The sequence below is a fragment of the Salmonella sp. WC3 genome, from assembly GCF_042932255.1.
GTDB lineage: Bacteria > Pseudomonadota > Gammaproteobacteria > Enterobacterales > Enterobacteriaceae > Salmonella > Salmonella enterica.
The window spans coordinates 3,456,843-3,480,952 of record NZ_CP170629.1 but is presented as its reverse complement, the minus strand read 5'-3'; the positions used below and the strand labels follow the sequence as shown (position 1 = coordinate 3,480,952).

The following is a 24,110-nucleotide window of genomic DNA, read 5'->3' as shown; positions in this document are numbered from 1 at the left end:
AGCATACTTTTTGTGCCAACGCCGGAAAGCCTGACATCTGGCCTTCCGGCGATTTGCCGTTCTTTACGTTAACTGACTCTCTTCCTTGTTGGAGGAGCGAAAACTGATACTGACCAGTGTGCCGCCGCCGGAGGGTTGCGAAAAATTCAGCGTGCCGCCAAGGCGCTCCGCGCGCTCACGCATTATATTCAGACCATAGTGTCCGGCAGGCTCATGCGGTTCGCCGATACCAATGCCATTATCGCGAATATAAACGGTATGATCGCCGTCAGGCGCGGTGACGCAGCTCACGGCGATTTCGCTCGCGTTGGCGTGTTTAATGGCGTTCAGGACCGCTTCACGCACAATTTGCAACAAATGCACCTGCATTTGCGCATCCAGCGCCAGCGTGGGTAAACGGCAATCCAACGTGAGTTTGGCCGGGGTCTGACTCTGTAAATCTTCCAGCATCTCATGCAATGCGGAGGGTAAATCGGCCTGCTGTAACGTCAGACGGAACGTGGTGAGTAGCTCGCGAAGCTGACGGTAGGCGTCGTTCAGCGCTCTGGAAAAATCCGCCATGATGCTTTGCGCGCCGGCGTTATCTTCTGGAATGGCGCGCTTCAAAAGCGTTAACTGAATACGTAAATAAGAAAGTACCTGCGCCAGCGAATCGTGTAGCTCACGGGCAATTGTCGCGCGTTCTTCCATTAACAAAAGTTGCTGGAAGTGTTTTTGCGCCTGATTAAAGTACAAACCACGCCCCAGCATCGTGGAGACGCTGTTCAGCAACGGCGTAGAGGCATTAACGTTGGGGCTTTGCCAGTGGAGTTCGCCATAGACCGTGTCCTGCATCGTCACTGGCAGCATTTGCATCGGCAGGTCGGGGCTTTGCGCGCCTTCGCTAATCCGCCAGTTATCGCCCACGGTTAACTCCAGATACCAGGCGGCGTCATGTTCACGGACAATTTGCAAAATATGGCGAAAACAGTGGACGTCGATTTGGCTGGTATTCAGCGCCTGGGAGCACTGGTATAACACCTCCAGGCGGCGGTGCGCTTCGTGCAGATCGTGCGTTTTTTCTTCCACCGAGGCTTCCAGCGAACGGTAAAGTTTATGCAGCTCGCTCGACATCTGACTAAACGTTTTCGCCAATAATCCCAGCTCATTGGGTAAGCTGGTATCCAGCGGCAGCGGGGCGAACTGACCATGCTCAATACGCTGACTGGCGGTGACCAGTTGATTCAGTGGACGAACGACCTGCTGGCGGATACGTCGTAGGGTAAAAAAGACCAGCGTAAATATGCCGATACCGCCCGCCAGCGATATGGCGACGACCAGCATGACTTTACGCTCGGCGTAATGCTGTAACGCCAGAACGAAGAGATCAATTTGATTGACGTAATTGTTGATATTGGTCTGATACCAGGCAATGTCGCCGTCCTGTAGGCGGCTATTCATCTCCAGCCAGTTGGCGTGCAGGCGCGCGTAGCGAGTTTTTACCGCCTGCGGCACATACCAGGCGTTGAGATTTTGCAGTACCGGCGAGTTGAGCGCGTGCTGGAAAAGTTGACGATGCGCATTAATCTGCGGGCTACGGCTTTGCAGATCGTAACCCAGCCGATAGCTCTGCATTCGTAGCGAACCGGCGATATTGATCGCTTCGGCATCCCGTAAACTGCTGGTCAGCGTCAGTAATGCGCTGCCGGTGGACAGAATAGACAACAGCACAATATAGAAAAAAGCCTTAGCCAGACTGGCCGAGACCGGGCGTTTAACCGTCACACTGGTACTCCCCGCATTTAGCTGAACCGCAATTTCATTTGCTTTGAAATAAATTGATCTGCCACAGGTTCTGGACAGATAGTTGTGCTTCCTGGGCAGATGAACATTGCCGACCCCGCCTTCGTCAGTTAATAACAATCCTCATATAAAGAATAAGGTTTTTGCAACCAAAACAGAAGGACGCCATGAATCGTTTTATTATGGCCAATAGCCAGCAGTGTCTGGGATGCCATGCCTGCGAGGTCGCCTGCGTAATGGCTCACAATGATGAGCGACATGTCCTGACGCCACAGCGCTATCAGCCCCGAATTACTGTCATCAAACATCAGCACCAGCGCAGCGCGGTCACATGTCACCATTGCGAAGATGCGCCCTGCGCCCGTAGCTGTCCGAACGGCGCGATCGCGCATATTAACGACAGCGTGCAGGTCAATGCGCAGAAGTGTATAGGCTGTAAATCCTGCGTCGTCGCCTGCCCATTCGGCACCATGCAGATGGTATTGACGCCCGTCGCGCCAAACCAGTTCAAAGCCAGCGCGCATAAATGCGATCTGTGTCAGGGACGTGAACAGGGCCCGGCCTGTGTGGAAAATTGCCCGGCGGATGCGCTGCAACTGGTCACCGAAGACTCGTTGACCCGTCTGGCTAAAACGCGACGGCTGCGTACCGCCCGGCAGGAGATTCGCCCCTGGCATACCGTGGATACACAACACAGTGGGACAGCAAGCAGCAAAGTCGAGCGTATGCAGGCGACGCCGCCGCGCGGCGAACCGGATAAACTGGCGATTGAAGCGCGTAAAACCACCTTTGAGGAAATTTATCTGCCGTTTCGCGCCGCGCAGGCGGAGCGTGAAGCGTCCCGCTGCCTCACATGCGGGGAACACAGTATCTGCGAATGGACCTGTCCGCTGCATAACCATATTCCCCAGTGGATCGAACTGGTGAAAGCTGGCGATATTGATGCGGCGGTAGAGCTTTCTCACCAGACCAACTGCCTGCCGGAAATTACCGGGCGCGTCTGTCCGCAGGACCGGCTATGCGAAGGCGCGTGTACACTCCGCGATGAGTATGGCGCGGTTACCATCGGCAACATTGAGCGCTATATCTCCGATCGCGCTCTGAGCAAAGGCTGGCGTCCCGACCTGTCGGACGTACAGAAGAGCGATAAGCGCGTGGCGATTATCGGCGCGGGGCCGGCAGGTCTTGCCTGCGCTGACGTGCTGGCGCGCCATGGCGTAAGCGCCACCGTCTACGATCGCCATCCGGAAATCGGCGGTTTGCTCACCTTTGGTATTCCGGCTTTCAAACTGGATAAATCTCTGCTGGCGCGCCGTCGGGAAATCTTCAGCGCGATGGGGATTCGTTTCGAGCTTAACTGCGAAGTAGGGAAAGATATTTCTCTGGAGACGCTGCTGGAGAGTTATGACGCCGTCTTTGTTGGGGTTGGAACCTATCGTTCCATGAAGGCTGATTTACCGAATGAAGATGCGCCGGGGGTATATGATGCGTTGCCATTCCTCATCGCCAATACCAAACAGGTGATGGGGCTTCCGGCGTTGCCTGACGAGCCGTTTATTGATACTGCGGGCCTTAACGTGGTTGTGCTGGGCGGCGGTGACACCGCAATGGACTGCGTACGTACGGCGCTGCTAACGTCACCTGCGCTTATCGCCGCGATGAGGCCAATATGCCGGGGTCGAAAAAAGAGGTGAAAAACGCGCGGGAAGAGGGCGCGAACTTTGAATTTAACGTTCAGCCAGTTGAGTTGGTGCTGGATACGCACGGGCGCGCCAGCGGTATTCGCTTTTTGCGTACGCGGCTTGGCGAACCGGATGGTCAGGGGCGACGCCGCCCGGTACCTGTACCGGACAGCGAGTTCGTGATGCCGGCGGATGCGGTCATTATGGCGTTTGGTTTTCATCCGCATGGTATGTCGTGGCTGGAATCGCATGGCGTGAAGGTGGATAACTGGGGACGTATTGCCGCCAGCGTCGAGAGCGAGTTTCGTTACCAGACGTCCAACCCGAAAATTTTCGCCGGCGGCGATGCGGTGCGCGGCGCCGATCTGGTGGTGACGGCGATGGCAGAAGGCCGACATGCCGCGCAGGGGATACTCGACTGGTTAGCTAAATAAGCGTATTTGTAGGCCGGTTAAGGCCTGGAACGGTTAAATGATTGAGTGATAAAAAATCTTAAACTTATTGGCTAACCTTACTCCGTTTGCAGAAATGTTGACGCTCGCAGGGCTGAACGCCCTGCGATAAACATTTTCCCGTCGGGTCGACGTTTAACGGGCCTGATAAGGTCAATCTTAGTATTGAAAATAGAGTGTAAATTGAAGGAAGGGACGCTATCAGAATCCCTTCTTAGAGCCTATCCCATTAGGGCTATTTTACTTGCCATTTTGGACCTGGGCAGTGCTCGCCAAAACGCTAACGCGTTTTGGCGAGCACTGCCCAGGTCCAAACTGGCTGCGCCAATAACGCCTGGTGGGATAGGCTCTTAATTTTTATTTTAAGGAACCATATATCTGGTCAACAATCCAGCCATACGTCGCCGCAGGTAATAACCCACTGACAAAAACATTCGGATTCACTTTAGGATTTGCTACCGGCGAGTGCGGCCTGTTACCTAAAATCACAATCGCCATATGATTAACCGGATCGATAGACGTCAGCGTGCCGGTCCATCCGGTATGTCCATACGTTTGCGGACTGGCTAATACCCCGAACGTGGGGGTCATTGAGGCGTTGCCGTTAACGCGCCACCCCAGACCAAAGGTAGCGTCTTCTGGCGAGCGGCGAGTAAACTGCGCAACCGTTTTGTCGTCGAATAGCTTCACGTTACCGTAGCCGCCCCCATTGAGCATGACTTGCATTAACACAGCCATATCATGGGTGTCAGAAAACAGTCCGGCGTGTCCTGAAACGCCGCCCATTGAGTACCAGGCTTTTTCATCATGCACCTGGCCCCATAGTGTATTGGTGCGAATATTGGGGAAATGAATCACGCCGTCACGCGTGTTGCCATGTAGTTCCGTTGCGGCGATTTGCGGCGGCGTGAAGCCTTTCATCAGCGGGTTAAAGACGGTATGTTTTAATCCGAGCGGTTTATAAATGGTGGTTTCGACGTAGCGATCTAATGGCATTGCCGTTATCGATTCAATGATAAAACCAAGAATCATATAATCCACGTCGCTGTAGATATGCTTCGACCCAGGTTGATATTCCAGCGGTGTCTTTTTAATCATCTCCAGAGTAGTGCTTTTACTCTGTGAAAATAATTTACCGGCGACGTTTTTATTGGGATATTGTGGGTCGGCAGGAAAGCCCGCGACGTGATGAAGAATATCAATAATGCGGAGTTTATCTTTGCCTTTTATTTTATCCCCAGGCATATCCTTAAAGCCGGGGATATATTTTGATACCAAATCATTGACATCTATTTTTCCTTCATACACTAGTTTTTGCAATGCGAAGTTAGTGGCATACATTTTTGTGTTTGAAGCCAGATCATACATCGTGTTAGTGGTCGCCCGAATGGGATGGGCTAACAGCGTGGAACCGTCATATTTTTTGGCATAGCCCCAGGCTTTTTGTAGAACAATATGATTATCTTTTATCACCAGAAGATTGATGCTGGGATATCCGGCATCAATTTGATTTTGAATCCAGCCATCAAGTCGGTGAAGTTTTTGGCTATCAAACCCCACCTGATCAGGGCTCGCGGTGGTCAATACCGGATACTCAACGGCAAAAGCTGAAAGGGAAAACGTCAGTAGAACCGTCGCAACGAGAGTAAATTTCATGATGATTCCCTCAGTCTCACTCCGGCCGTCAAATCATATCGCGAGCATGGACTCTGCGGCCCGGAGAAGCAGAATATAGTCATGGCAGTGACAGAAAAATATGGCTGTACGTCCGTTCAGTCGGCATTAAGGATTAACCCTTCAGCAGACAAAACCGACCTCACGGCGTAATATTAATGCTCTTTTTACACCCTGGAGCCAGCATGTCGCAAACCATTACGCTTATTAAGGATAAAATTCTTTCTGATAATTATTTTACTCTGCGCAACATTACCTATGACCTGACCCGTCGTAATGGCGAGGTTATCCGTCACAAGCGTGAGGTTTACGATCGCGGGAATGGCGCAACCATTCTGCTTTACAACTCAACTAAAAAAACCGTGCTTCTGGTTCGCCAGTTTCGCGTGGCGACATGGGTCAACGGTAATCAAGATGGTATGTTAATTGAAACCTGCGCTGGCCTGCTTGATAACGACGAGCCGGAGGTCTGTATCCGTAAAGAGGCCATTGAAGAGACAGGGTATGACGTTGGTGAGGTACGCAAGATATTTGAGCTGTATATGTCGCCAGGCGGCGTCACGGAGCTGATTCATTTCTTCATTGCCGAATATCATGATAGCGAGCGTGCCAGCATCGGCGGCGGCGTGGAGGACGAAGAGATTGAGGTGCTTGAACTGCCGTTTTCCCGGGCGCTGGAAATGGTGCGCTCAGGCGAGATTCGGGACGGTAAGACCGTGTTATTGCTTAACTATTTACAGACGTCTCATCTAATGGACTGAAAAAAAAGAAATATATTTCTTTACACAAAAAAGACCAATCCGATAAATCTGATTGAGAACCCTGAGGCGCGCAAGGAAGATACCGCCTTAGCTGTGTTGTTCTGAATCTGGGGTTGTTCCGTTCATGCGCTACCGCGTTATTCTTTTTTGTCTGTTTGGCCTGTTGCCGGTCCAGCTACTGTGGGCTGCGCCAGCGCAACGGACTTTTTCCGACTGGCAGGTCACCTGCAATAACCAAAATTTTTGCGTAGCGCGCAATACTGGCGAACATCATGGGCTGGTGATGACATTAAGCCGCAGCGCCGGGGCGCGTACCGATGCGGTACTGCGTATCGACCGCGGCGGTTTGGCGCCGCCCGACGCTAAAGAAGCCGCAATTGCGCCTCGCTTATTGCTGGATGGCAAACCGCTTTCGTTCAACAGTCCACACTGGCGCGTGTCGCCCTGGCATCTCATGACCGGCGATCCTGCCACCATCACCGCATTTTTACAGACGATTCAGGATGCGCAGGCCATCACCTTAAAAAACGGCGTTCAGACGCTTTCGCTGGCGGGATTAAAAGCGGCATTACTGTTTATCGACGCGCAACAAAAACGTGTGGGCAGCGAAACCGCCTGGATTGAAAAAGGAAACGAACCGCCGCTCAGCGTGCCCCCGGCGCCGGCATTAAAGGGGATCGCCGTGATTAATCCAACGCCCGTACCGCTGAGTGAGGAAGAACGCGACGATCTGCTGGACTACGCAGCATGGCGGGTAAACGGCATTCGTTGTTCGCTTGACCCGCTGCGTCGCGAGACGCAGGTCAGCGCGTTGACGGATGATAAAGCGTTATTGATTGTTAACTGCGAAGCCGGCGCCTATAACACTATTGATCTCGCCTGGGTAGTTTCACGCAAAAAAACGCTCGTCTCGCGCGCCGTACGTTTGCGGCTGCCGTTTAATCGCGGCGTCGAAAGTAATGACATGGAGTTGATGAACGCCTTCTTTGACGAGAAAACGCGCGAACTGGTGACGTTGGCGAAAGGGCGGGGGTTAACCGACTGTGGTATCCAGACGCGCTGGCGCTATGATGGCGATCGTTTTCGTCTGGTACGTTATGCCGAAGAACCGAGCTGCGATAGCTGGCACGGGCCGGATGCCTGGCCTACGCTGTGGATCACGCGTTGAATCCTGGTTGTTATCCCCTTTTCAGAATAGGGATACACCTATTGAGGTTTCATTTATGGTATAGAGATTGCTACGTTACGGTAGGATTGTTACTTTACCCGATAGCCTCACCACAGCAGGAAATAGTATGAAAATAAATAATGGCCCCGTATTATGCCCCCATTGTGGCTGCCTGAGCGCTTATTATGAAATAGATCGGCTGGCGGCGATAAGAGAGAAAGTGAATAAAGAAGGCGGATCAGCGGCATGGGATTCAACATTACAGGCGCATAAAAAAAAGGCCTTTTGCCTGATGTGCCATAAATCCATTGATGAGGTCGTCATCGGGCAGTCAGATGCGCCTGAGTCTACGAAGTAATTTTGCACAGCCTACAGAACAGGTCTGCAGACTGTGCAAAGTCTGTGTTGCTAACGCTCGCCTTAGCCTTTGATGTTTAGCACCCGGCGGGCTTTTTCTACAATATTTTCCACGGTAAAGCCAAAATACGGGAACAGTTTGTCAGCCGGAGCGGATTCACCGTATCCCATCATGCCGATAATTGCGCCTTTTAGGCCAACATATTTATACCAGTAGTCGGCTATACCGGCTTCCACCGCGACGCGGGCGGTCACGTGCGCCGGTAGCACTGATTCGCGATATGCCTCGTCCTGCGCATCGAAAATATCCGTTGAAGGCAACGACACCACGCGAACGTTATGCCCCTCGCCAGTCAATTTTTCCGCCGCCTGGAGGGTAATTTCCATTTCCGATCCGGTAGCGATCAGAATGATATCCGGCTTGCCGCCGCTATCTTTGAGAATATAACCGCCGCGGGCAATCGCTTTCACCTGTTCCGGCATGCGTTCCACCTGCGCCAGATTCTGCCGCGAGAGAATCAGCGCCGTCGGCCCGTGCTGACGTTCAATGGCCAGCTTCCAGCCGACCGCCGCCTCAACCTGATCGCAGGGACGCCAGGTGCTGAAGTTTGGCGTTAAGCGCAGGCTCGCCAGTTGTTCCACGGCCTGGTGCGTCGGGCCATCTTCGCCCAAACCGATGGAGTCGTGGGTATAGACCATAATCTGCCGGGCTTTCATTAAGGCCGCCATACGCGCCGCGTTACGCGCATATTCGACAAACATCAAAAACGTGGCGGTATACGGTACAAAGCCGCCGTGGTGGGCGATGCCGTTGGCAATGGCGGTCATGCCGAATTCGCGCACGCCATAGTGGATGTAATTACCTGCTGGATCCTCTTTCAACGAGGTCGAACCTTTCCAGATAGTCAGGTTGCTCGGCGCCAGATCCGCCGATCCGCCCAACAGTTCCGGCAACAGGGGACCGTAGGCATTGAGCGTATTTTGCGATGCTTTACGGGTGGCGATTTTGGCCGGATTAGCCTGCAAGTCGTTAATAAATTTTTGCGTGGCGGATTCCCATGCCTCCGGCAGTCCGCCGCTCATCCGGCGGGTAAACTCCGCGGCCAGCTCAGGATAAGCCTTCTCATAAGCAGCAAACTTTTCCTGCCACTGCTGCTGCGCTTTCTCGCCTTTTTCACGGCCATCCCACGCGCGGTAAATCTCTTTTGGGATCTCAAACGCCGGATGATGCCATCCCAGCTTCTGGCGGGTCAGTGCCACCTCTTCTTCGCCCAGCGCCGCGCCGTGCGACTCCTCCTTCCCGGCTTTATTCGGCGAGCCAAAACCTATCACCGTCCGACAGATAATTAGCGAAGGTTTGTCTTTTACGCTCTGGGCTTCGAGAATGGCTTTTTTCACCGCCTCCGGATCGTGCCCGTCAATGTCATGTACGACATGCCAGTGGTAGGCTTCAAAACGTTTGGCGGTATCGTCGGTAAACCAGCCTTCGGTTTCGCCATCAATGGAGATGCCGTTGTGATCGTAAAAGCCGATCAGTTTGCCCAGTCCCAGCGTACCAGCCAGCGAACACACCTCATGCGAGATCCCCTCCATCAGACAGCCGTCGCCCATAAAGACATAGGTGTAGTGGTCGACAATCTCATGGTCCAGCCGGTTGAACTGTGCGCCTAACGTACGCTCGGCAATCGCCAGCCCGACGGCATTCGCCAGCCCCTGGCCCAGCGGCCCGGTGGTGGTTTCAACGCCGGGCGTATAGCCAATCTCCGGGTGACCAGGCGTTTTAGAGTGCAGTTGACGGAAGTTTTTTAACTCCTCCAGCGGCAGGTCATAACCGGTTAAATGCAGCAGACTATAGAGCAGCATGGAGGCGTGACCGTTGGAAAGGATAAAACGGTCACGGTCATACCAGGTCGGATCGGTGGGGTTATGTTTAAGAAAATCGTTCCATAGCACTTCAGCGATATCCGCCATCCCCATCGGCGCGCCGGGGTGCCCGGAATTGGCTTTTTGAACGGCATCCATGCTCAGCGCACGAATCGCATTGGCAAGGTCTTTACGGGACATAAATCACTCCATGCAAGGTTTATAGTTTGGCGGCAAGCAGGTCTTCCAGTTTGCGCTGGTCAACGGCAAAAAGACGGATACCTTCCGACAGCTTCTCTACGGCCATCGCGTCCTGATTATGTTCCCAGCGGAACTCCGCTTCCGTCATTGGCGTAGGACGGTGGAACATCTGCGAGGAAGGCACCAGTTTACGGATCACCGGTTCTTCTTTTTCTTTCAGCTCTTTAAGCAGGTTAGGGGAGATAGTCAGTCGATCGCAGCCGGTTAGCGCGAGGATTTGCTCAGTACGGCGGAAACTTGCACCCATCACGATGGTTTCATAGCGATGTTGTTTAAAGTAATCGTAGATATTGCGTACCGATTTCACGCCGGGATCTTCCTCCACGACATACGGCTCCAGTGGACTACGCGCCTGATACCAGTCGTAAATTCGGCCCACGAACGGAGAGATTAAATAGACGCCCGCTTCGGCGCAGGCGCGCGCCTGGGCAAAAGAGAACAACAACGTCAGGTTGCAATTAATGCCTTCTTTTTCGAGCTGTTCGGCGGCGCGAATACCTTCCCAGGTCGCGGCGAGCTTGATCAGAATGCGTGATTTATCAACATCCTGCTGCTGGTAGAGATCCACCAGATGGCGTGCTTTCTCGATACTTTTTTCTTTATCGAACGATAACCGCGCGTCGACTTCAGTGGAGACGCGACCGGGAATACTTTTCAGTATTTCCGCGCCAAAATTAACCGCCAGTTTATCGCTGGCTGCCGCAACCTGCTGTTCCTGCGTACCGCCGTGTTTTTTCCCCCAGGCAATCGCATCCTCAATCAAATGACCATACTGCTCAAGCCCGGCGGCTTTTAACAGTAAAGAGGGATTTGTCGTGGCATCCTGCGGCTGGTAGTGGCGGATGGACTCAATGTCGCCGCTGTCGGCGACGACGGTAGTGAATTGTTTGATGCCGTCTAGCTGGTTCATAGGAAATACTCCTTGAAAAGTAAAGTGTTAGATGAGTGTGTTGATTCACACTTCTGAAAGATTGATACACTACATAACCAAAAAGCATAGCAGACAGGCATGGTATTGCTGGTATAAGCAGGTAACATGGCCGTTATAAGTTGATAACAAACTCTTGCGCTGCGTCGTGATAGTTTGCAGACCTTCAAAGTTTGTGTTGCGCAGTACGGTGATAATGTGCGGCGCACCAGGCCGCGTCACTTTTTGAACGATACGTGAAAGGAACAACAAGATGGATGAGCAGTTAAAACAAAGCGCCCTTGATTTCCACGAATTTCCGGTACCCGGTAAAATTCAGGTTTCTCCGACTAAGCCCCTTGCCACCCAACGCGATCTGGCGTTGGCTTACTCGCCAGGCGTGGCGGCGCCTTGCCTGGAAATCGAAAAAGATCCGCTGGCAGCCTACAAATACACCGCGCGCGGCAACCTTGTCGCGGTCATTTCCAACGGTACAGCGGTGCTGGGGTTAGGCAACATTGGCGCGCTGGCCGGCAAGCCGGTCATGGAAGGCAAAGGTGTTCTGTTTAAAAAATTCGCCGGCATTGATGTGTTTGACATTGAAGTCGATGAGCTTGATCCGGACAAATTTATCAATGTGGTCGCAGCGCTGGAGCCGACCTTTGGCGGCATTAACCTCGAAGACATTAAAGCGCCGGAATGTTTCTATATTGAACAGAAACTGCGCGAGCGCATGAACATCCCGGTTTTCCATGACGATCAGCACGGAACGGCGATCATCAGTACGGCCGCCATTCTTAATGGCCTGCGAGTCGTAGAGAAAAATATTTCCGACGTGCGGATGGTCGTCTCCGGCGCAGGGGCGGCGGCAATCGCTTGTATGAACCTGCTGGTCGCGTTGGGGATGCAAAAGCACAACATCGTGGTGTGCGACTCTAAGGGCGTTATTTACAAAGGCCGTGAGCCGAATATGGCGGAGACCAAAGCGGCCTATGCGGTAGACGACAGCGGCAAGCGCACGCTGGATGAGGTCATTGACGGCGCGGATATTTTCCTCGGCTGTTCAGGCCCGAAAGTGCTGACTCAGGAGATGGTGAAGAAAATGGCCCGCGCGCCAATGATTCTGGCGCTGGCTAACCCGGAACCGGAAATTCTGCCGCCGCTGGCGAAAGAAGTGCGCCCGGACGCCATTATCTGTACCGGTCGTTCCGACTATCCGAACCAGGTGAACAACGTATTGTGCTTCCCGTTTATCTTCCGCGGCGCACTGGACGTCGGCGCGACGGCGATCAACGAAGAGATGAAACTGGCGGCGGTCCGTGCGATTGCCGAGCTGGCGCACGCCGAACAGAGCGAAGTGGTGGCCTCGGCCTATGGCGATCAGGACCTGAGCTTTGGGCCGGAATACATTATTCCGAAACCGTTTGACCCGCGTCTGATTGTCAAAATCGCTCCGGCGGTCGCGAAAGCGGCAATGGATTCCGGCGTGGCGACGCGCCCGATTGCTGACTTTGATGCCTATATCGATAAACTGACCGAGTTTGTCTACAAAACCAACCTGTTCATGAAGCCGATCTTCTCGCAGGCACGCAAAGATCCGAAGCGCGTAGTGCTGCCGGAAGGGGAAGAGGCGCGCGTGCTGCACGCAACCCAGGAGTTGATAACCCTGGGGCTGGCGAAGCCCATCCTGATCGGACGTCCGAGCGTGATCGAAATGCGTATCCAGAAACTGGGGCTACAGATCAAAGCGGGCGTTGATTTCGAGATCGTGAATAATGAATCCGATCCGCGCTTCAAAGAGTACTGGAGCGAGTATTACCAGATCATGAAGCGTCGCGGGGTAACTCAGGAACAGGCGCAGCGTGCGATGATCGGCAACCATACGGCCATTGGCGCGATCATGGTGCAGCGTGGGGAAGCGGATGCGATGATCTGCGGCACCATCGGCGACTACCATGAGCATTTCAGTGTCGTGAAAGCCGTCTTTGGCTACAGTGACGGCGTGCATACGGCAGGGGCGATGAACGCCTTACTGCTGCCAAGCGGCAACACTTTTATCGCCGATACTTATGTTAACGAAGATCCCACGCCGGAACAGTTGGCGGAGATCGCCGTAATGGCGGCGGAAACCGTTCGCCGCTTTGGTATTGAGCCGAAAGTCGCGCTGTTGTCGCACTCTAACTTTGGTTCCTCAAATTCGCTGTCCGCCAGCAAAATGTGCGAAACCCTTGAGCGGGTACGCGAACGAGCGCCCGATCTGATGATTGACGGTGAGATGCACGGTGATGCGGCGTTGGTGGAAGGTATTCGTAATGACCGGATGCCGGATAGCCCGCTGAAGGGAGCCGCCAATATTCTGGTGATGCCGAATATGGAAGCCGCTCGCATTAGTTACAACTTACTCCGCGTCTCCAGTTCCGAAGGCGTCACGGTCGGCCCGGTCCTGATGGGCGTGTCTAAACCGGTACATGTATTAACGCCGATCGCCTCTGTACGCCGTATCGTGAATATGGTGGCGTTAGCGGTAGTTGAAGCGCAAACCACGCCGCTTTAATAACGCATTACTCTCTCTTCTGGCGCAGGTTCTCCTGCGCTTTTTTTATGCGCCGCTGGGCTTCGCCATGGCATGAAAGGCTCGGGTGGGGATATTCTGGAACCTGTTGCGCTTACCCCTACTTATTTCACTGAATCTGTACTATGCACAAAGCGAGTGATACGCATTATTTTTATCAATGGTAGTAATACAAAGAATAGTCGGTAAGTATTTATTGCGGAACAGGCTTAAATTCAGAATGTCGCCTGAAAATGTGATGCACCACGATATTTATCGTTAACACCTTCGACAGAAGTCACTTTTATTTTCTTTCTCTTAGTGATCTACCTCACCTTTTACATCACCTTGCCGAATTTTGTTATTTACTCCGACAAAAAATTGCCACGATGACGGCAGTTTCAGTGGAGACGGTGAGCAATGAATAAAGAACGCATTATTCAGGAATTTGTGCCGGGCAAACAGGTCACGCTGGCGCATCTCATTGCGCACCCTGGTGAAGAACTGGCGAAAAAGATCGGCGTTCCCGATGCTGGCGCGATTGGCATTATGACTTTAACGCCGGGGGAAACGGCGATGATCGCTGGCGATTTAGCGATGAAGGCTGCGGATGTACACATCGGTTTTCTCGATAGATTTAGCGGCGCGCTGGTGATTTATGGCACCGTCGGCGCAGTAGAAGAAGCGCTATTACAGACGGTCAGCGGGCTGGGGCGATTATTAAACTTTACCCTGTGTGAGTTAACAAAAAGTTAATTGGTGGCGGTAATGAAACGTATTGCTTTTGTCGGCGCGGTCGGTGCCGGAAAAACAACGCTTTTTAACGTGTTACGGGGAAATTATTCCCTCGCCAGAAAAACGCAGGCCGTGGAATTTAATGATCATGGCGATATCGATACGCCGGGTGAATATTTTAGCCATCCCCGTTGGTATCACGCCTTAATTACCACGTTGCAGGATGTGGACACGCTGATTTATGTCCACGCGGCAAACGATAAAGAAAGTCGCTTACCTGCCGGGTTATTGGATGTTGGAACCCGTAAACGACATATCGCCGTTATCAGCAAAACGGACATGCCGGATGCCGACGTCGCCGCTACGCGGCAGTTGCTTTGCGAGATTGGATTCCGGGAGCCGATTTTCGAGCTCAACGGCCACGACCCGCAAAGCGTGCGGCAGTTGGTGGATTATCTGGCGGCTCTCAGTGAACAGGAGGAAGAGGCAGGTGAAAAAACTTATCACAGCTAACGATATTCGTGCGGCCCACGCCCGCGGCGAACAGGCGATGTCGGTAGTGCTGCGCGCCAGCATTATTACCCCGGAGGCTCGCGAAGTGGCGGAACTACTGGGCTTCACGATTACCGAATGCGACGAGTCCGTCCCGGCATCCACATCGGCGCAGGCGTGTAAAAGCGAAAGCCAGCGCATTCGGGAAGCCATCATCGCGCAGCTCCCGGAAGGGCAGTTTACTGAAAGCCTGGTGGCGCAGTTGATGGAAAAAGTGCTGAAGGAAAAGCAGTCGCTGGAACTGGGGACGATGCAGCCGAGCTTTACCTCCGTCACGGGTAAAGGCGGCGTGAAAGTCATTGACGGCAGCAGCGTGAAATTTGGCCGCTTCGACGGCGCCGAACCGCACTGCGTCGGCTTAACCGATCTGGTTACAGAGCAGGACGGCAGCAGCATGGCCGCCGGGTTTATGCAGTGGGACAACGCCTTTTTCCCGTGGACGCTGAACTACGACGAAATCGACATGGTGCTTGAGGGCGAATTGCATGTACGCCATGAAGGCGAAACCATGATTGCCAAAGCCGGAGATGTCATGTTCATCCCTAAAGGCTCCAGCATTGAATTTGGCACGCCAACGTCCGTGCGCTTCCTGTACGTCGCCTGGCCTGCGAACTGGCAATCCGTATGAACGATTTCATCACCGAAACGTGGCTCAGAGCGAATCACACGCTCAGCGAAGGATCGGAAATCCATCTGCCCGCTGATGCCCGCCTGACGCCCTCGGCCCGGGAACTGCTGGAAAGTCGTCGCCTGCGCATTAAGTTTCTGGATCCGCAAGGCCGGCTGTTTGTCGATGATGACGAACAGCAGCCGCAGCCGGTACATGGCTTAACCAGTAGCGATACGCACCCACAGGCCTGCTGTGAACTGTGCCGCCAGCCGGTGGTGAAAAAGCCCGATACGCTGACCCATCTGACGGCGGACAAAATGGTCGCCAAAAGCGACCCGCGCCTCGGCTTTCGCGCCGCGCTCGACAGCGCCATCGCGCTGACCGTGTGGCTACAAATCGAACTGGCGGAACCCTGGCAGCCGTGGCTTTTCGATATCCGCTCGCGGCTGGGCAACATTATGCGCGCCGACGCTATAGATGAACCACTGGCGGCGCAGTCTATCGTCGGGCTGAACGAGGATGAGCTGCATCGGCTTTCCCACCAGCCGCTGCGCTATCTCGACCACGATCACCTGGTGCCGGAGGCCAGCCACGGTCGCGATGCGGCGCTGCTTAATCTGCTGCGAACCAAAGTCCGCGAAACGGAAACCCTCGCCGCACAAGTGTTTATTACCCGTAGTTTTGAGGTCTTGCGCCCGGACATTTTACAGGCGCTGAACCGTCTCTCCAGCACGGTTTACGTGATGATGATTTTGAGCGTGGCGAAACATCCGCTGACGGTCGCCCAAATTCAACAACGGTTGGGAGAGAAGCCATGATCATTGAACGCGCCCGCGAACTAGCGGTACGCGCCCCCGCCAGAGTCGTCTTTCCCGATGCGCTGGACGAACGCGTGCTGAAAGCGGCGCATTACCTGCAACAGTACGGTCTGGCTCGCCCCGTTCTGGTCGCCAGTCCGTTTGCGCTGCGTCAGTTTGCCCTGAGTCATCGTATGGCGATGGATGGCATTCAGGTCATCGACCCACACAGCAACCTGAGTATGCGCCAGCGTTTTGCGCAACGCTGGCTTGCCCGTGCCGGAGAAAAAACGCCGCCGGACGCAGTGGAAAAGCTTAGCGACCCGCTGATGTTCGCTGCCGCCATGGTGAGCGCCGGTGAGGCTGATGTGTGTATCGCAGGCAACCTGTCGTCAACGGCGAATGTGCTGCGCGCAGGGCTGCGGGTGATTGGCCTGCAACCCGGGTGCAAAACATTGTCGTCTATTTTCCTGATGCTGCCGCAGTATGCCGGCACGGCATTAGGGTTCGCCGATTGCAGCGTAGTGCCGCAGCCGACGGCGGCGCAGCTGGCGGATATCGCTATCGCCAGCGCCGACACCTGGCGGGCCATTACCGGCGAAGAGCCGCGCGTGGCGATGCTGTCATTTTCAAGCAAAGGCAGCGCCCGTCACCCCAATGTCGCCAACGTGCAGCAGGCGACAGAGCTCGTTCGCGAACGTGCGCCGCAACTGCTTGTGGACGGTGAATTGCAGTTTGACGCCGCTTTCGTCCCGGAGGTCGCCGCGCAAAAAGCGCCTGACAGCCCGCTGCAAGGCCGCGCCAACGTGATGATTTTCCCGTCGCTGGAGGCGGGCAATATTGGCTACAAAATCGCTCAGCGTCTGGGAGGCTATCGCGCTGTTGGGCCGCTAATTCAGGGGCTTGCCGCGCCGCTTCACGACCTCTCCCGAGGCTGTAGCGTGCAGGAAATTATCGAACTGGCGTTGGTGGCAGCCGTGCCGCGCCAGGCTGACGTGAGCCGCGAACGCAGCTTACACACACTGGTTGAATGAACGGTCCCGTTCTGGACCCCTTTAATGAGAGGAAAACACGATGGAAGCATTAGGAATGATTGAAACCCGGGGCCTGGTTGCGCTGATTGAGGCCTCAGATGCGATGGTAAAAGCCGCACGCGTGAAGCTGGTCGGCGTGAAGCAGATTGGCGGTGGCCTGTGTACGGCCATGGTGCGTGGCGACGTGGCGGCGTGCAAAGCCGCAACCGATGCTGGCGCCGCTGCGGCGCAGCGCATTGGCGAGCTGGTCTCTGTACACGTGATTCCACGCCCGCACGGCGATCTGGAAGAAGTGTTCCCGATCAGCTTCAAAGGCGACAGCAACATTTGATGGTAGGCCGGATAAGACGCGCAGCGTCGCCATCCGGCATGAATGCGCGCCATTGCCTGATGGTGCGCAGATTCAAGGCCTACGACCCAACGGGCAATCCATGGAGGCGGATATGAAACTGGCAGTCGTCACAGGACAAATCGTATGTACCGTCCGCCATCAGGGACTGGCGCATGACAAATTGCTGATGGTGGAAATGATCGATGCCCAGGGCAACCCCGACGGGCAGTGTGCCGTCGCCATCGACAGTATCGGGGCGGGAACCGGAGAGTGGGTACTGCTGGTCAGCGGCAGTTCCGCACGCCAGGCGCATCGCAGCGAATTATCACCGGTCGATCTGTGCGTCATTGGCATCGTCGATGAAGTGGTGGCTGGCGGGAAAGTGGTTTTCCATAAATAGGATTGAACATCATGAATCAACAGGATATTGAACAGGTGGTGAAAGCGGTACTGCTGAAAATGAAAGACAGCAGCCAGCCGGCCAGTACTGTTCATGAGATGGGCGTTTTTGCCTCCCTGGATGACGCAGTGGCGGCAGCAAAACGGGCCCAGCAGGGGCTGAAGAGCGTGGCGATGCGCCAGCTTGTTCATGCCATTCGCGAAGCGGGCGAAAAACACGCCCGAGAATTAGCGGAACTTGCCGTCAGCGAAACCGGCATGGGACGCGTTGACGATAAATTTGCCAAAAACGTGGCGCAGGCGCGCGGCACGCCGGGCGTCGAGTGTTTATCTCCGCAGGTGCTGACCGGCGATAACGGCCTGACGCTGATTGAAAATGCGCCGTGGGGCGTGGTGGCCTCGGTCACGCCGTCCACCAATCCGGCGGCGACGGTGATTAATAACGCCATCAGCCTGATTGCCGCAGGCAACAGCGTCGTGTTTGCCCCGCATCCGGCGGCGAAAAAGGTCTCTCAGCGGGCAATCACTCTCCTCAATCAGGCGGTGGTCGCCGCCGGTGGCCCGGAAAATTTGCTGGTCACCGTGGCGAACCCGGATATCGAAACCGCCCAGCGGTTGTTCAAATATCCCGGTATTGGCCTGCTGGTGGTGACTGGCGGCGAAGCGGTGGTGGACGCGGCGCGTAAACATACTAATAAACGCCTGATCGCCGCCGGTGCCGGTAATCCCCCGGTGGTGGTGGATGAGACCGCCGACCTGCCGCGCGCTGCACAATCCATCGTCAAAGGCGCGTCGTTTGATAACAACATCATCTGTGCCGACGAAAAAGTGCTGATTGTGGTGGATAGCGTCGCCGACGAGCTGATGCGTCTGATGGAAGGTCAGCACGCGGTGAAACTGACCGCCGCTCAGGCCGAACAGCTCCAGCCGGTGCTGCTGAAGAATATCGATGAACGCGGCAAAGGCACCGTCAGCCGTGACTGGGTCGGTCGTGACGCGGGCAAGATCGCCGCAGCCATCGGCCTGAACGTCCCGGATCAAACGCGCCTGCTGTTTGTGGAAACGCCCGCCAACCATCCGTTTGCCGTTACTGAAATGATGATGCCGGTACTGCCGGTGGTGCGGGTCGCCAACGTCGAAGAAGCCATCGCCCTGGCGGTTCAGCTTGAAGGCGGTTGCCACCATACGGCGGCGATGCACTCGCGCAATATCGACAACATGAACCAGATGGCGAACGCCATCGACACCAGCATTTTCGTCAAAAACGGGCCGTGCATTGCCGGGCTTGGATTGGGCGGAGAAGGCTGGACCACCATGACTATCACTACGCCAACCGGCGAAGGGGTGACCAGCGCGCGTACCTTTGTGCGGCTGCGTCGATGCGTGCTGGTGGATGCGTTTCGCATTGTATAAGGGATGACTCATGGCGCACGACGAACAACTCTGGCTCACCCCAAGACTGCAAAAAGCGGCGGCCCTGTGTAACCAGACGCCCGCCGCCAGCGATACACCGCTGTGGCTGGGCGTCGATTTGGGCACCTGCGACGTGGTGTCGATGGTGGTCGACGGCAACGCCCAGCCGGTGGCGGTGTGCCTTGACTGGGCCGACGTTGTGCGTGACGGCATCGTCTGGGATTTCTTCGGCGCCGTCACCCTCGTGCGCCGCCATCTCGACACCCTTGAACAGCAGCTCGGCTGCCGCTTTACCCACGCGGCGACCTCGTTTCCGCCAGGCACCGACCCGCGTATTTCGATCAACGTGCTGGAGTCTGCCGGGTTAGAAGTCAGCCATGTACTGGATGAACCGACGGCGGTAGCGGATCTGCTGGCGCTTGATAATGCAGGCGTGGTGGATATTGGCGGCGGCACTACCGGCATTGCCATTGTCAAACAGGGCAAGGTGACTTACTCCGCCGATGAAGCCACTGGCGGGCACCATATCTCCCTGACGCTGGCGGGCAACCGCCGTATTCCCCTGGAAGAGGCGGAACAGTACAAGCGCAGCAATGCGCAGGAGATTTGGCCGGTAGTGAAGCCGGTGTACGAAAAGATGGCGGAAATCGTTGCTCGCCACATTGAAGGGCAAGGAATTGCTGATTTATGGCTGGCGGGCGGTTCCTGTATGCAGCCGGGCGTGGAGGCGTTATTTCGCCAGCGTTTCCCGGAGTTACAGGTGCATTTACCGCAGCACAGCCTGTTTATGACCCCGCTGGCGATAGCTAACAGCGGGAGAGCGAAAGCGGAGGGACTCTATGCAAGCTGAACTACAGACGGCGCTGTTTCAGGCATTCGACACCCTGAATCTGCAACGGGTGAAAACGTTCAGCGTACCGCCGGTCACGCTGTGCGGACTTGGGGCGCTCGGCGCCTGCGGCCAGGAAGCGCAAGCGCGAGGCGTAAGCCATCTGTTTGTGATGGTCGACAGCTTCCTGCATCAGGCGGGAATGACCGCGCCGCTGGCACGCAGCCTGGCGATGAAAGGCGTGGCGATGACGGTCTGGCCGTGTCCGCCAGGCGAGCCGTGCATCACCGATGTTTGCGCGGCGGTGGCGCAACTGCGTGAGGCGGCGTGCGACGGCGTAGTGGCCTTTGGCGGCGGTTCGGTGCTGGACGCGGCGAAAGCGGTCACCCTGCTGGTGACTAACCCTGACCAGACGCTGAGCGCCATGACCGAGCGCAGTACATTACGCCCGCGTCTGCCGCTGATTGCGGTGCCGACCACCGCCGGAACCGGTTCTGAAACCACCAACGTGACGGTGATTATCGACGCGGTCAGCGGGCGCAAGCAGGTGCTGGCGCACGCGTCACTAATGCCGGACGTGGCGATTCTTGATGCTGCCGTGACCGAAGGCGTTCCGCCAAACGTGACGGCGATGACCGGTATCGATGCGTTGACGCATGCGATTGAGGCCTACAGCGCGCTCAACGCCACGCCGTTTACCGACAGCCTGGCGATTGGCGCGATAGCGATGATTGGCAAATCGCTGCCGAAAGCCGTGGGTTACGGCCACGATCTGGCGGCGCGTGAAAATATGTTACTGGCCTCCTGTATGGCGGGAATGGCCTTTTCCAGCGCTGGTCTGGGGCTGTGTCATGCGATGGCGCACCAGCCAGGGGCGGCGCTGCATATTCCGCACGGCCAGGCCAACGCCATGCTGCTGCCGACGGTCATGGGCTTTAACCGGATGGTATGCCGCGAGCGCTTCAGTCAAATCGGTCGGGCGTTAACCAATAAGAAATCGGACGATCGCGATGCAATTGCGGCGGTGAGCGAGCTGATTGCCGAAGTGGGGCAGAGCAAACGGCTGGCTGACGCTGGCGCCAAACCCGAACACTACAGCGCGTGGGCGCAAGCCGCGCTGGAGGATATTTGTCTGCGCAGTAACCCACGCACCGCCACACAGGCACAGATTATCGACCTGTACGCGGCTGCCGGGTAATGCCTGTAGGCCGGATAAGGTGCTCGCACCGCCATCCGGCAATAACACGGCGTTAATGCCGGAGGCGACGTAAACGTCTTATCCGATTTACAAATCAAAAATGACAGGGAGTAGGGGCTATGGGAATTAACGAAATCATCATGTACATCATGATGTTCTTTATGCTGATTGCCGCCGTGGACAGAATCCTGTCGCAGTTCGGCGGGTCGGCGCGCTTCCTCGGTAAATTCGGCAAGAGTATCGAGGGGTCTGGCGGCCAGTTTGAAGAGGGCTTTATGGCGATGGGCGCGCTGGGGCTGGCGATGGTCGGTATGACCGCGCTGGCGCCGGTGCTGGCGCATGTACTGGGGCCGGTTATTATCCCGGTATACGAAATGCTGGGCGCGAACCCATCCATGTTCGCGGGTACGCTGCTGGCCTGTGATATGGGCGGATTCTTCCTCGCCAAAGAGCTGGCCGGCGGTGATGTCGCGGCGTGGCTATACTCAGGGTTAATACTTGGGTCGATGATGGGGCCGACCATTGTGTTCTCCATTCCGGTGGCGCTCGGCATTATCGAACCGTCTGACCGCCGCTACCTGGCGCTTGGCGTACTCGCGGGTATCGTCACCATTCCCATTGGCTGCATTGCGGGGGGACTGATCGCCATGTACTCAGGCGTGCAGATCAATGGTCAGCCAGTGGAGTTTACCTTCGCGCTGATCCTGATGAACATGATCCCGGTATTGATCGTCGCGGTGCTGGTAGCGCTGGGGCTGAAGTTCATTCCGGAAAAAATGATCAACGGTTTCCAGATTTTCGCCAAATTTCTGGTGGCGCTGATCACCATCGGTCTGGCGGCTGCGGTGGTTAAATTCCTGTTGGGTTGGGAGTTGATTCCGGGACTCGACCCGATCTTTATGGCGCCAGGCGACAAACCCGGCGAAGTGATGCGCGCCATTGAAGTGATCGGCTCTATCTCCTGCGTGCTGCTTGGCGCGTATCCGATGGTGCTGTTACTGACCCGCTGGTTTGAAAAACCGTTGATGAATGTCGGTAAACTGCTGAACGTAAATAATATTGCGGCGGCAGGCATGGTAGCGACCCTGGCGAACAATATCCCCATGTTCGGCATGATGAAGCAGATGGATACCCGCGGCAAAGTGATTAACTGCGCATTTGCCGTCTCTGCGGCGTTCGCGCTGGGCGACCATTTAGGCTTCGCCGCCGCCAACATGAACGCCATGATCTTCCCGATGATTGTCGGCAAGCTGATCGGCGGCGTGACGGCGATTGGCGTGGCGATGATGCTGGTGCCGAAAGATGACGCCGCCCAGGTGAAAACCGAAGCGGAGGCGCAATCGTGAACACTCGCCAGCTACTGAGCGTCGGTATCGATATCGGCACCACCACCACGCAGGTGATCTTCTCGCGCCTGGAGTTGGTTAACCGTGCGGCGGTGTCGCAGGTGCCGCGCTACGAATTCATCAAACGCGACATTAGCTGGCAAAGCCCGGTCTTCTTTACGCCCGTGGATAAGCAGGGCGGTCTGAAAGAGGCCGAACTTAAAGCGCTGATTCTGGCCCAGTATCAGGCCGCAGACATCGCGCCTGAATCGGTGGACTCAGGGGCTATCATTATCACCGGCGAAAGCGCCAAAACCCGCAACGCCCGTCCGGCGGTCATGGCGCTCTCGCAGTCGCTGGGCGACTTTGTGGTCGCCAGCGCCGGGCCGCATCTGGAATCGGTCATTGCCGGTCACGGCGCCGGAGCGCAAAGCTTGTCTGAGCAGCGGATGTGCCGGGTGCTGAATATTGATATCGGCGGCGGCACGTCTAACTACGCGCTGTTTGACGCGGGAAAAGTCAGCGGCACCGCCTGCCTTAACGTCGGTGGTCGCCTGCTGGAAACCGACGCTCAGGGGCGCGTGGTTTATGCCCATCAGCCGGGGCAGATGATTATCGATGAGGTATTCGGTTCGGGTACTGATGCTCGCGCCTTAGCTGCCGCACAGTTGGGGCAGGTGGCGCGGCGGATGGCGGATCTCATCGTCGAGGTTATCACCGGCGCGCTTTCGCCGCTGGCGCAATCGCTGATGCAAACCGGGCTGCTGCCCGCCGATATTACGCCGGAGGTGATCACTCTTTCCGGCGGGGTGGGCGAGTGCTATCGCCATCAGCCTGCCGATCCGTTCTGCTTTTCTGACATTGGACCGCTGCTGGCGACCGCGCTGCATGAGCACCCGCGTCTGCGCGAGATGAACGTGCAGTTTCCGGCGCAAACCGTACGCGCCACGGTGATTGGCGCAGGGGCCCATACGCTCTCGCTTTCCGGCAGTACTATCTGGCTGGAAGACGTCCAACTGCCGCTGCGCAACCTGCCGGTGGCGATCCCGCAGGATGACGCCGATCTGGTGAACGCCTGGCGGCAGGCGCTTCTCCAGCTTGATCTCGACCCGCAAACCGACGCTTACGTGCTGGCGCTTCCCGCCACGCTTCCGGTGCGTTACGCCGCATTACTCACGGTCATCAACGCGCTGACGGCTTTTGTCGCGCGTTATCCCAATCCACATCCCCTGCTGGTGGTGGCCGAGCAGGATTTTGGTAAAGCGCTGGGCATGTTATTGCGCCCACAGTTACCGCAACTTCCGCTGGCGGTCATCGATGAGGTGGTCGTGCGGGCGGGAGACTATATCGACATTGGTACGCCTCTTTTTGGCGGATCGGTTGTGCCGGTGACGGTGAAATCACTCGCATTTCCTTCCTGAGGGAACGA

Annotated in this window: 20 protein-coding genes and 1 pseudogene; 17 read left to right on the top strand and 4 right to left on the bottom strand. The window is 55.8% G+C overall.

All coding sequences use genetic code 11. The annotated features are described in order from the left end of the window. Window positions 1-63: 63 nt before the first annotated feature. Window positions 64-1,764 (bottom strand): nitrate/nitrite two-component system sensor histidine kinase NarQ, encoded by a 1,701-nt coding sequence (gene narQ, locus ACFK9X_RS17100; protein WP_023203848.1) that lies wholly within the window; start codon window positions 1,762-1,764, stop codon window positions 64-66. Between the two features lie 185 nt (window positions 1,765-1,949). On the opposite strand from narQ, the pseudogene aegA reads away from it, so the two are divergent. After that, window positions 1,950-3,898: pseudogene (gene aegA / locus ACFK9X_RS17095) on the top strand (formate-dependent uric acid utilization protein AegA). 375 nt (window positions 3,899-4,273) lie between these two features. On the opposite strand, the gene pbp4b reads toward aegA, so the two are convergent. Further along, on the bottom strand, window positions 4,274-5,572 hold the full coding sequence (gene pbp4b / locus ACFK9X_RS17090) for a penicillin binding protein PBP4B (protein WP_000673293.1): 1,299 nt from the start codon (window positions 5,570-5,572) through the stop codon (window positions 4,274-4,276). Window positions 5,573-5,775: 203 nt separating this feature from the next. Between pbp4b and nudK the strand changes: the two genes are divergently transcribed. The 3 genes from nudK (at window position 5,776) to ACFK9X_RS17075 (ending at window position 7,877) form a co-directional block, all read left to right on the top strand. Further along, entirely contained in the window at window positions 5,776-6,351 is a 576-nt protein-coding gene (gene nudK / locus ACFK9X_RS17085; RefSeq protein WP_000084033.1) for a GDP-mannose pyrophosphatase NudK, read from the top strand. Window positions 6,352-6,475: 124 nt separating this feature from the next. Further along, window positions 6,476-7,519, top strand: coding sequence for a DUF1176 domain-containing protein (locus ACFK9X_RS17080; protein ID WP_001270671.1), 1,044 nt, complete (start codon window positions 6,476-6,478; stop codon window positions 7,517-7,519). 127 nt (window positions 7,520-7,646) lie between these two features. Next, window positions 7,647-7,877, top strand: coding sequence for a hypothetical protein (locus tag ACFK9X_RS17075; protein WP_000700635.1), 231 nt, complete (start codon window positions 7,647-7,649; stop codon window positions 7,875-7,877). A gap of 62 nt (window positions 7,878-7,939) precedes the next feature. Here the strand turns inward: ACFK9X_RS17075 and tkt are convergent, their stop codons facing one another. Together tkt and tal are read right to left on the bottom strand one after the other, a co-directional pair. Beyond that, entirely contained in the window at window positions 7,940-9,940 is a 2,001-nt protein-coding gene (gene tkt, locus ACFK9X_RS17070; RefSeq protein ID WP_151117116.1) for a transketolase, read from the bottom strand. A gap of 19 nt (window positions 9,941-9,959) precedes the next feature. After that, window positions 9,960-10,910: a transaldolase gene (tal, locus tag ACFK9X_RS17065; protein WP_001072436.1), complete on the bottom strand. Its 951-nt coding sequence runs from the start codon at window positions 10,908-10,910 to the stop codon at window positions 9,960-9,962. Between the two features lie 271 nt (window positions 10,911-11,181). On the opposite strand from tal, the gene maeB reads away from it, so the two are divergent. The 13 genes from maeB (at window position 11,182) to eutA (ending at window position 24,102) form a co-directional block, all read left to right on the top strand. Then, the gene (gene maeB, locus ACFK9X_RS17060) at window positions 11,182-13,461 is read left to right on the top strand and encodes an NADP-dependent oxaloacetate-decarboxylating malate dehydrogenase (RefSeq protein WP_151117114.1); all 2,280 of its coding nucleotides are present in this window, start codon (window positions 11,182-11,184) and stop codon (window positions 13,459-13,461) included. Between the two features lie 417 nt (window positions 13,462-13,878). Continuing rightward, the gene (gene eutS / locus ACFK9X_RS17055) at window positions 13,879-14,214 is read left to right on the top strand and encodes an ethanolamine utilization microcompartment protein EutS (RefSeq protein ID WP_001031445.1); all 336 of its coding nucleotides are present in this window, start codon (window positions 13,879-13,881) and stop codon (window positions 14,212-14,214) included. A gap of 12 nt (window positions 14,215-14,226) precedes the next feature. Then, window positions 14,227-14,706 (top strand): ethanolamine utilization acetate kinase EutP, encoded by a 480-nt coding sequence (gene eutP, locus ACFK9X_RS17050; RefSeq protein ID WP_151117112.1) that lies wholly within the window; start codon window positions 14,227-14,229, stop codon window positions 14,704-14,706. After that, window positions 14,684-15,373 (top strand): ethanolamine utilization acetate kinase EutQ, encoded by a 690-nt coding sequence (gene eutQ / locus ACFK9X_RS17045; RefSeq protein WP_000733867.1) that lies wholly within the window; start codon window positions 14,684-14,686, stop codon window positions 15,371-15,373. Before eutP ends, eutQ begins: the two co-directional genes overlap by 23 nt. Continuing rightward, window positions 15,370-16,173 carry an ethanolamine utilization cob(I)yrinic acid a,c-diamide adenosyltransferase EutT gene (eutT, locus tag ACFK9X_RS17040; protein ID WP_000997656.1) on the top strand — a complete coding sequence of 268 codons (804 nt, stop codon included), beginning with the start codon at window positions 15,370-15,372 and terminating at the stop codon, window positions 16,171-16,173. The genes eutQ and eutT overlap by 4 nt, the downstream gene beginning before the upstream one ends. Continuing rightward, window positions 16,170-17,186 (top strand): phosphate acetyltransferase, encoded by a 1,017-nt coding sequence (pta, locus tag ACFK9X_RS17035; protein WP_151117110.1) that lies wholly within the window; start codon window positions 16,170-16,172, stop codon window positions 17,184-17,186. Before eutT ends, pta begins: the two co-directional genes overlap by 4 nt. A gap of 40 nt (window positions 17,187-17,226) precedes the next feature. Further along, the gene (gene eutM, locus ACFK9X_RS17030; RefSeq protein ID WP_000387716.1) at window positions 17,227-17,517 is read left to right on the top strand and encodes an ethanolamine utilization microcompartment protein EutM; all 291 of its coding nucleotides are present in this window, start codon (window positions 17,227-17,229) and stop codon (window positions 17,515-17,517) included. A gap of 112 nt (window positions 17,518-17,629) precedes the next feature. After that, complete coding sequence (gene eutN, locus ACFK9X_RS17025; protein ID WP_001522340.1) at window positions 17,630-17,917, top strand: ethanolamine utilization microcompartment protein EutN; 288 nt, start codon at window positions 17,630-17,632, stop codon at window positions 17,915-17,917. Between the two features lie 11 nt (window positions 17,918-17,928). Next, complete coding sequence (locus ACFK9X_RS17020) at window positions 17,929-19,329, top strand: aldehyde dehydrogenase family protein (protein ID WP_151117108.1); 1,401 nt, start codon at window positions 17,929-17,931, stop codon at window positions 19,327-19,329. Window positions 19,330-19,339: 10 nt separating this feature from the next. Further along, window positions 19,340-20,179 carry an ethanolamine utilization protein EutJ gene (gene eutJ / locus ACFK9X_RS17015; protein ID WP_000929675.1) on the top strand — a complete coding sequence of 280 codons (840 nt, stop codon included), beginning with the start codon at window positions 19,340-19,342 and terminating at the stop codon, window positions 20,177-20,179. Continuing rightward, window positions 20,169-21,356, top strand: a complete 1,188-nt coding sequence (gene eutG / locus ACFK9X_RS17010; RefSeq protein ID WP_151117106.1) for an ethanolamine utilization ethanol dehydrogenase EutG — start codon at window positions 20,169-20,171, stop codon at window positions 21,354-21,356. The genes eutJ and eutG overlap by 11 nt, the downstream gene beginning before the upstream one ends. Window positions 21,357-21,475: 119 nt before the next feature. Beyond that, on the top strand, window positions 21,476-22,702 hold the full coding sequence (gene eutH / locus ACFK9X_RS17005; RefSeq protein WP_000512359.1) for an ethanolamine utilization protein EutH: 1,227 nt from the start codon (window positions 21,476-21,478) through the stop codon (window positions 22,700-22,702). Then, window positions 22,699-24,102, top strand: a complete 1,404-nt coding sequence (eutA, locus tag ACFK9X_RS17000; RefSeq protein WP_001097509.1) for an ethanolamine ammonia-lyase reactivating factor EutA — start codon at window positions 22,699-22,701, stop codon at window positions 24,100-24,102. Before eutH ends, eutA begins: the two co-directional genes overlap by 4 nt. The last annotated feature ends 8 nt before the right edge of the window (window positions 24,103-24,110 follow it).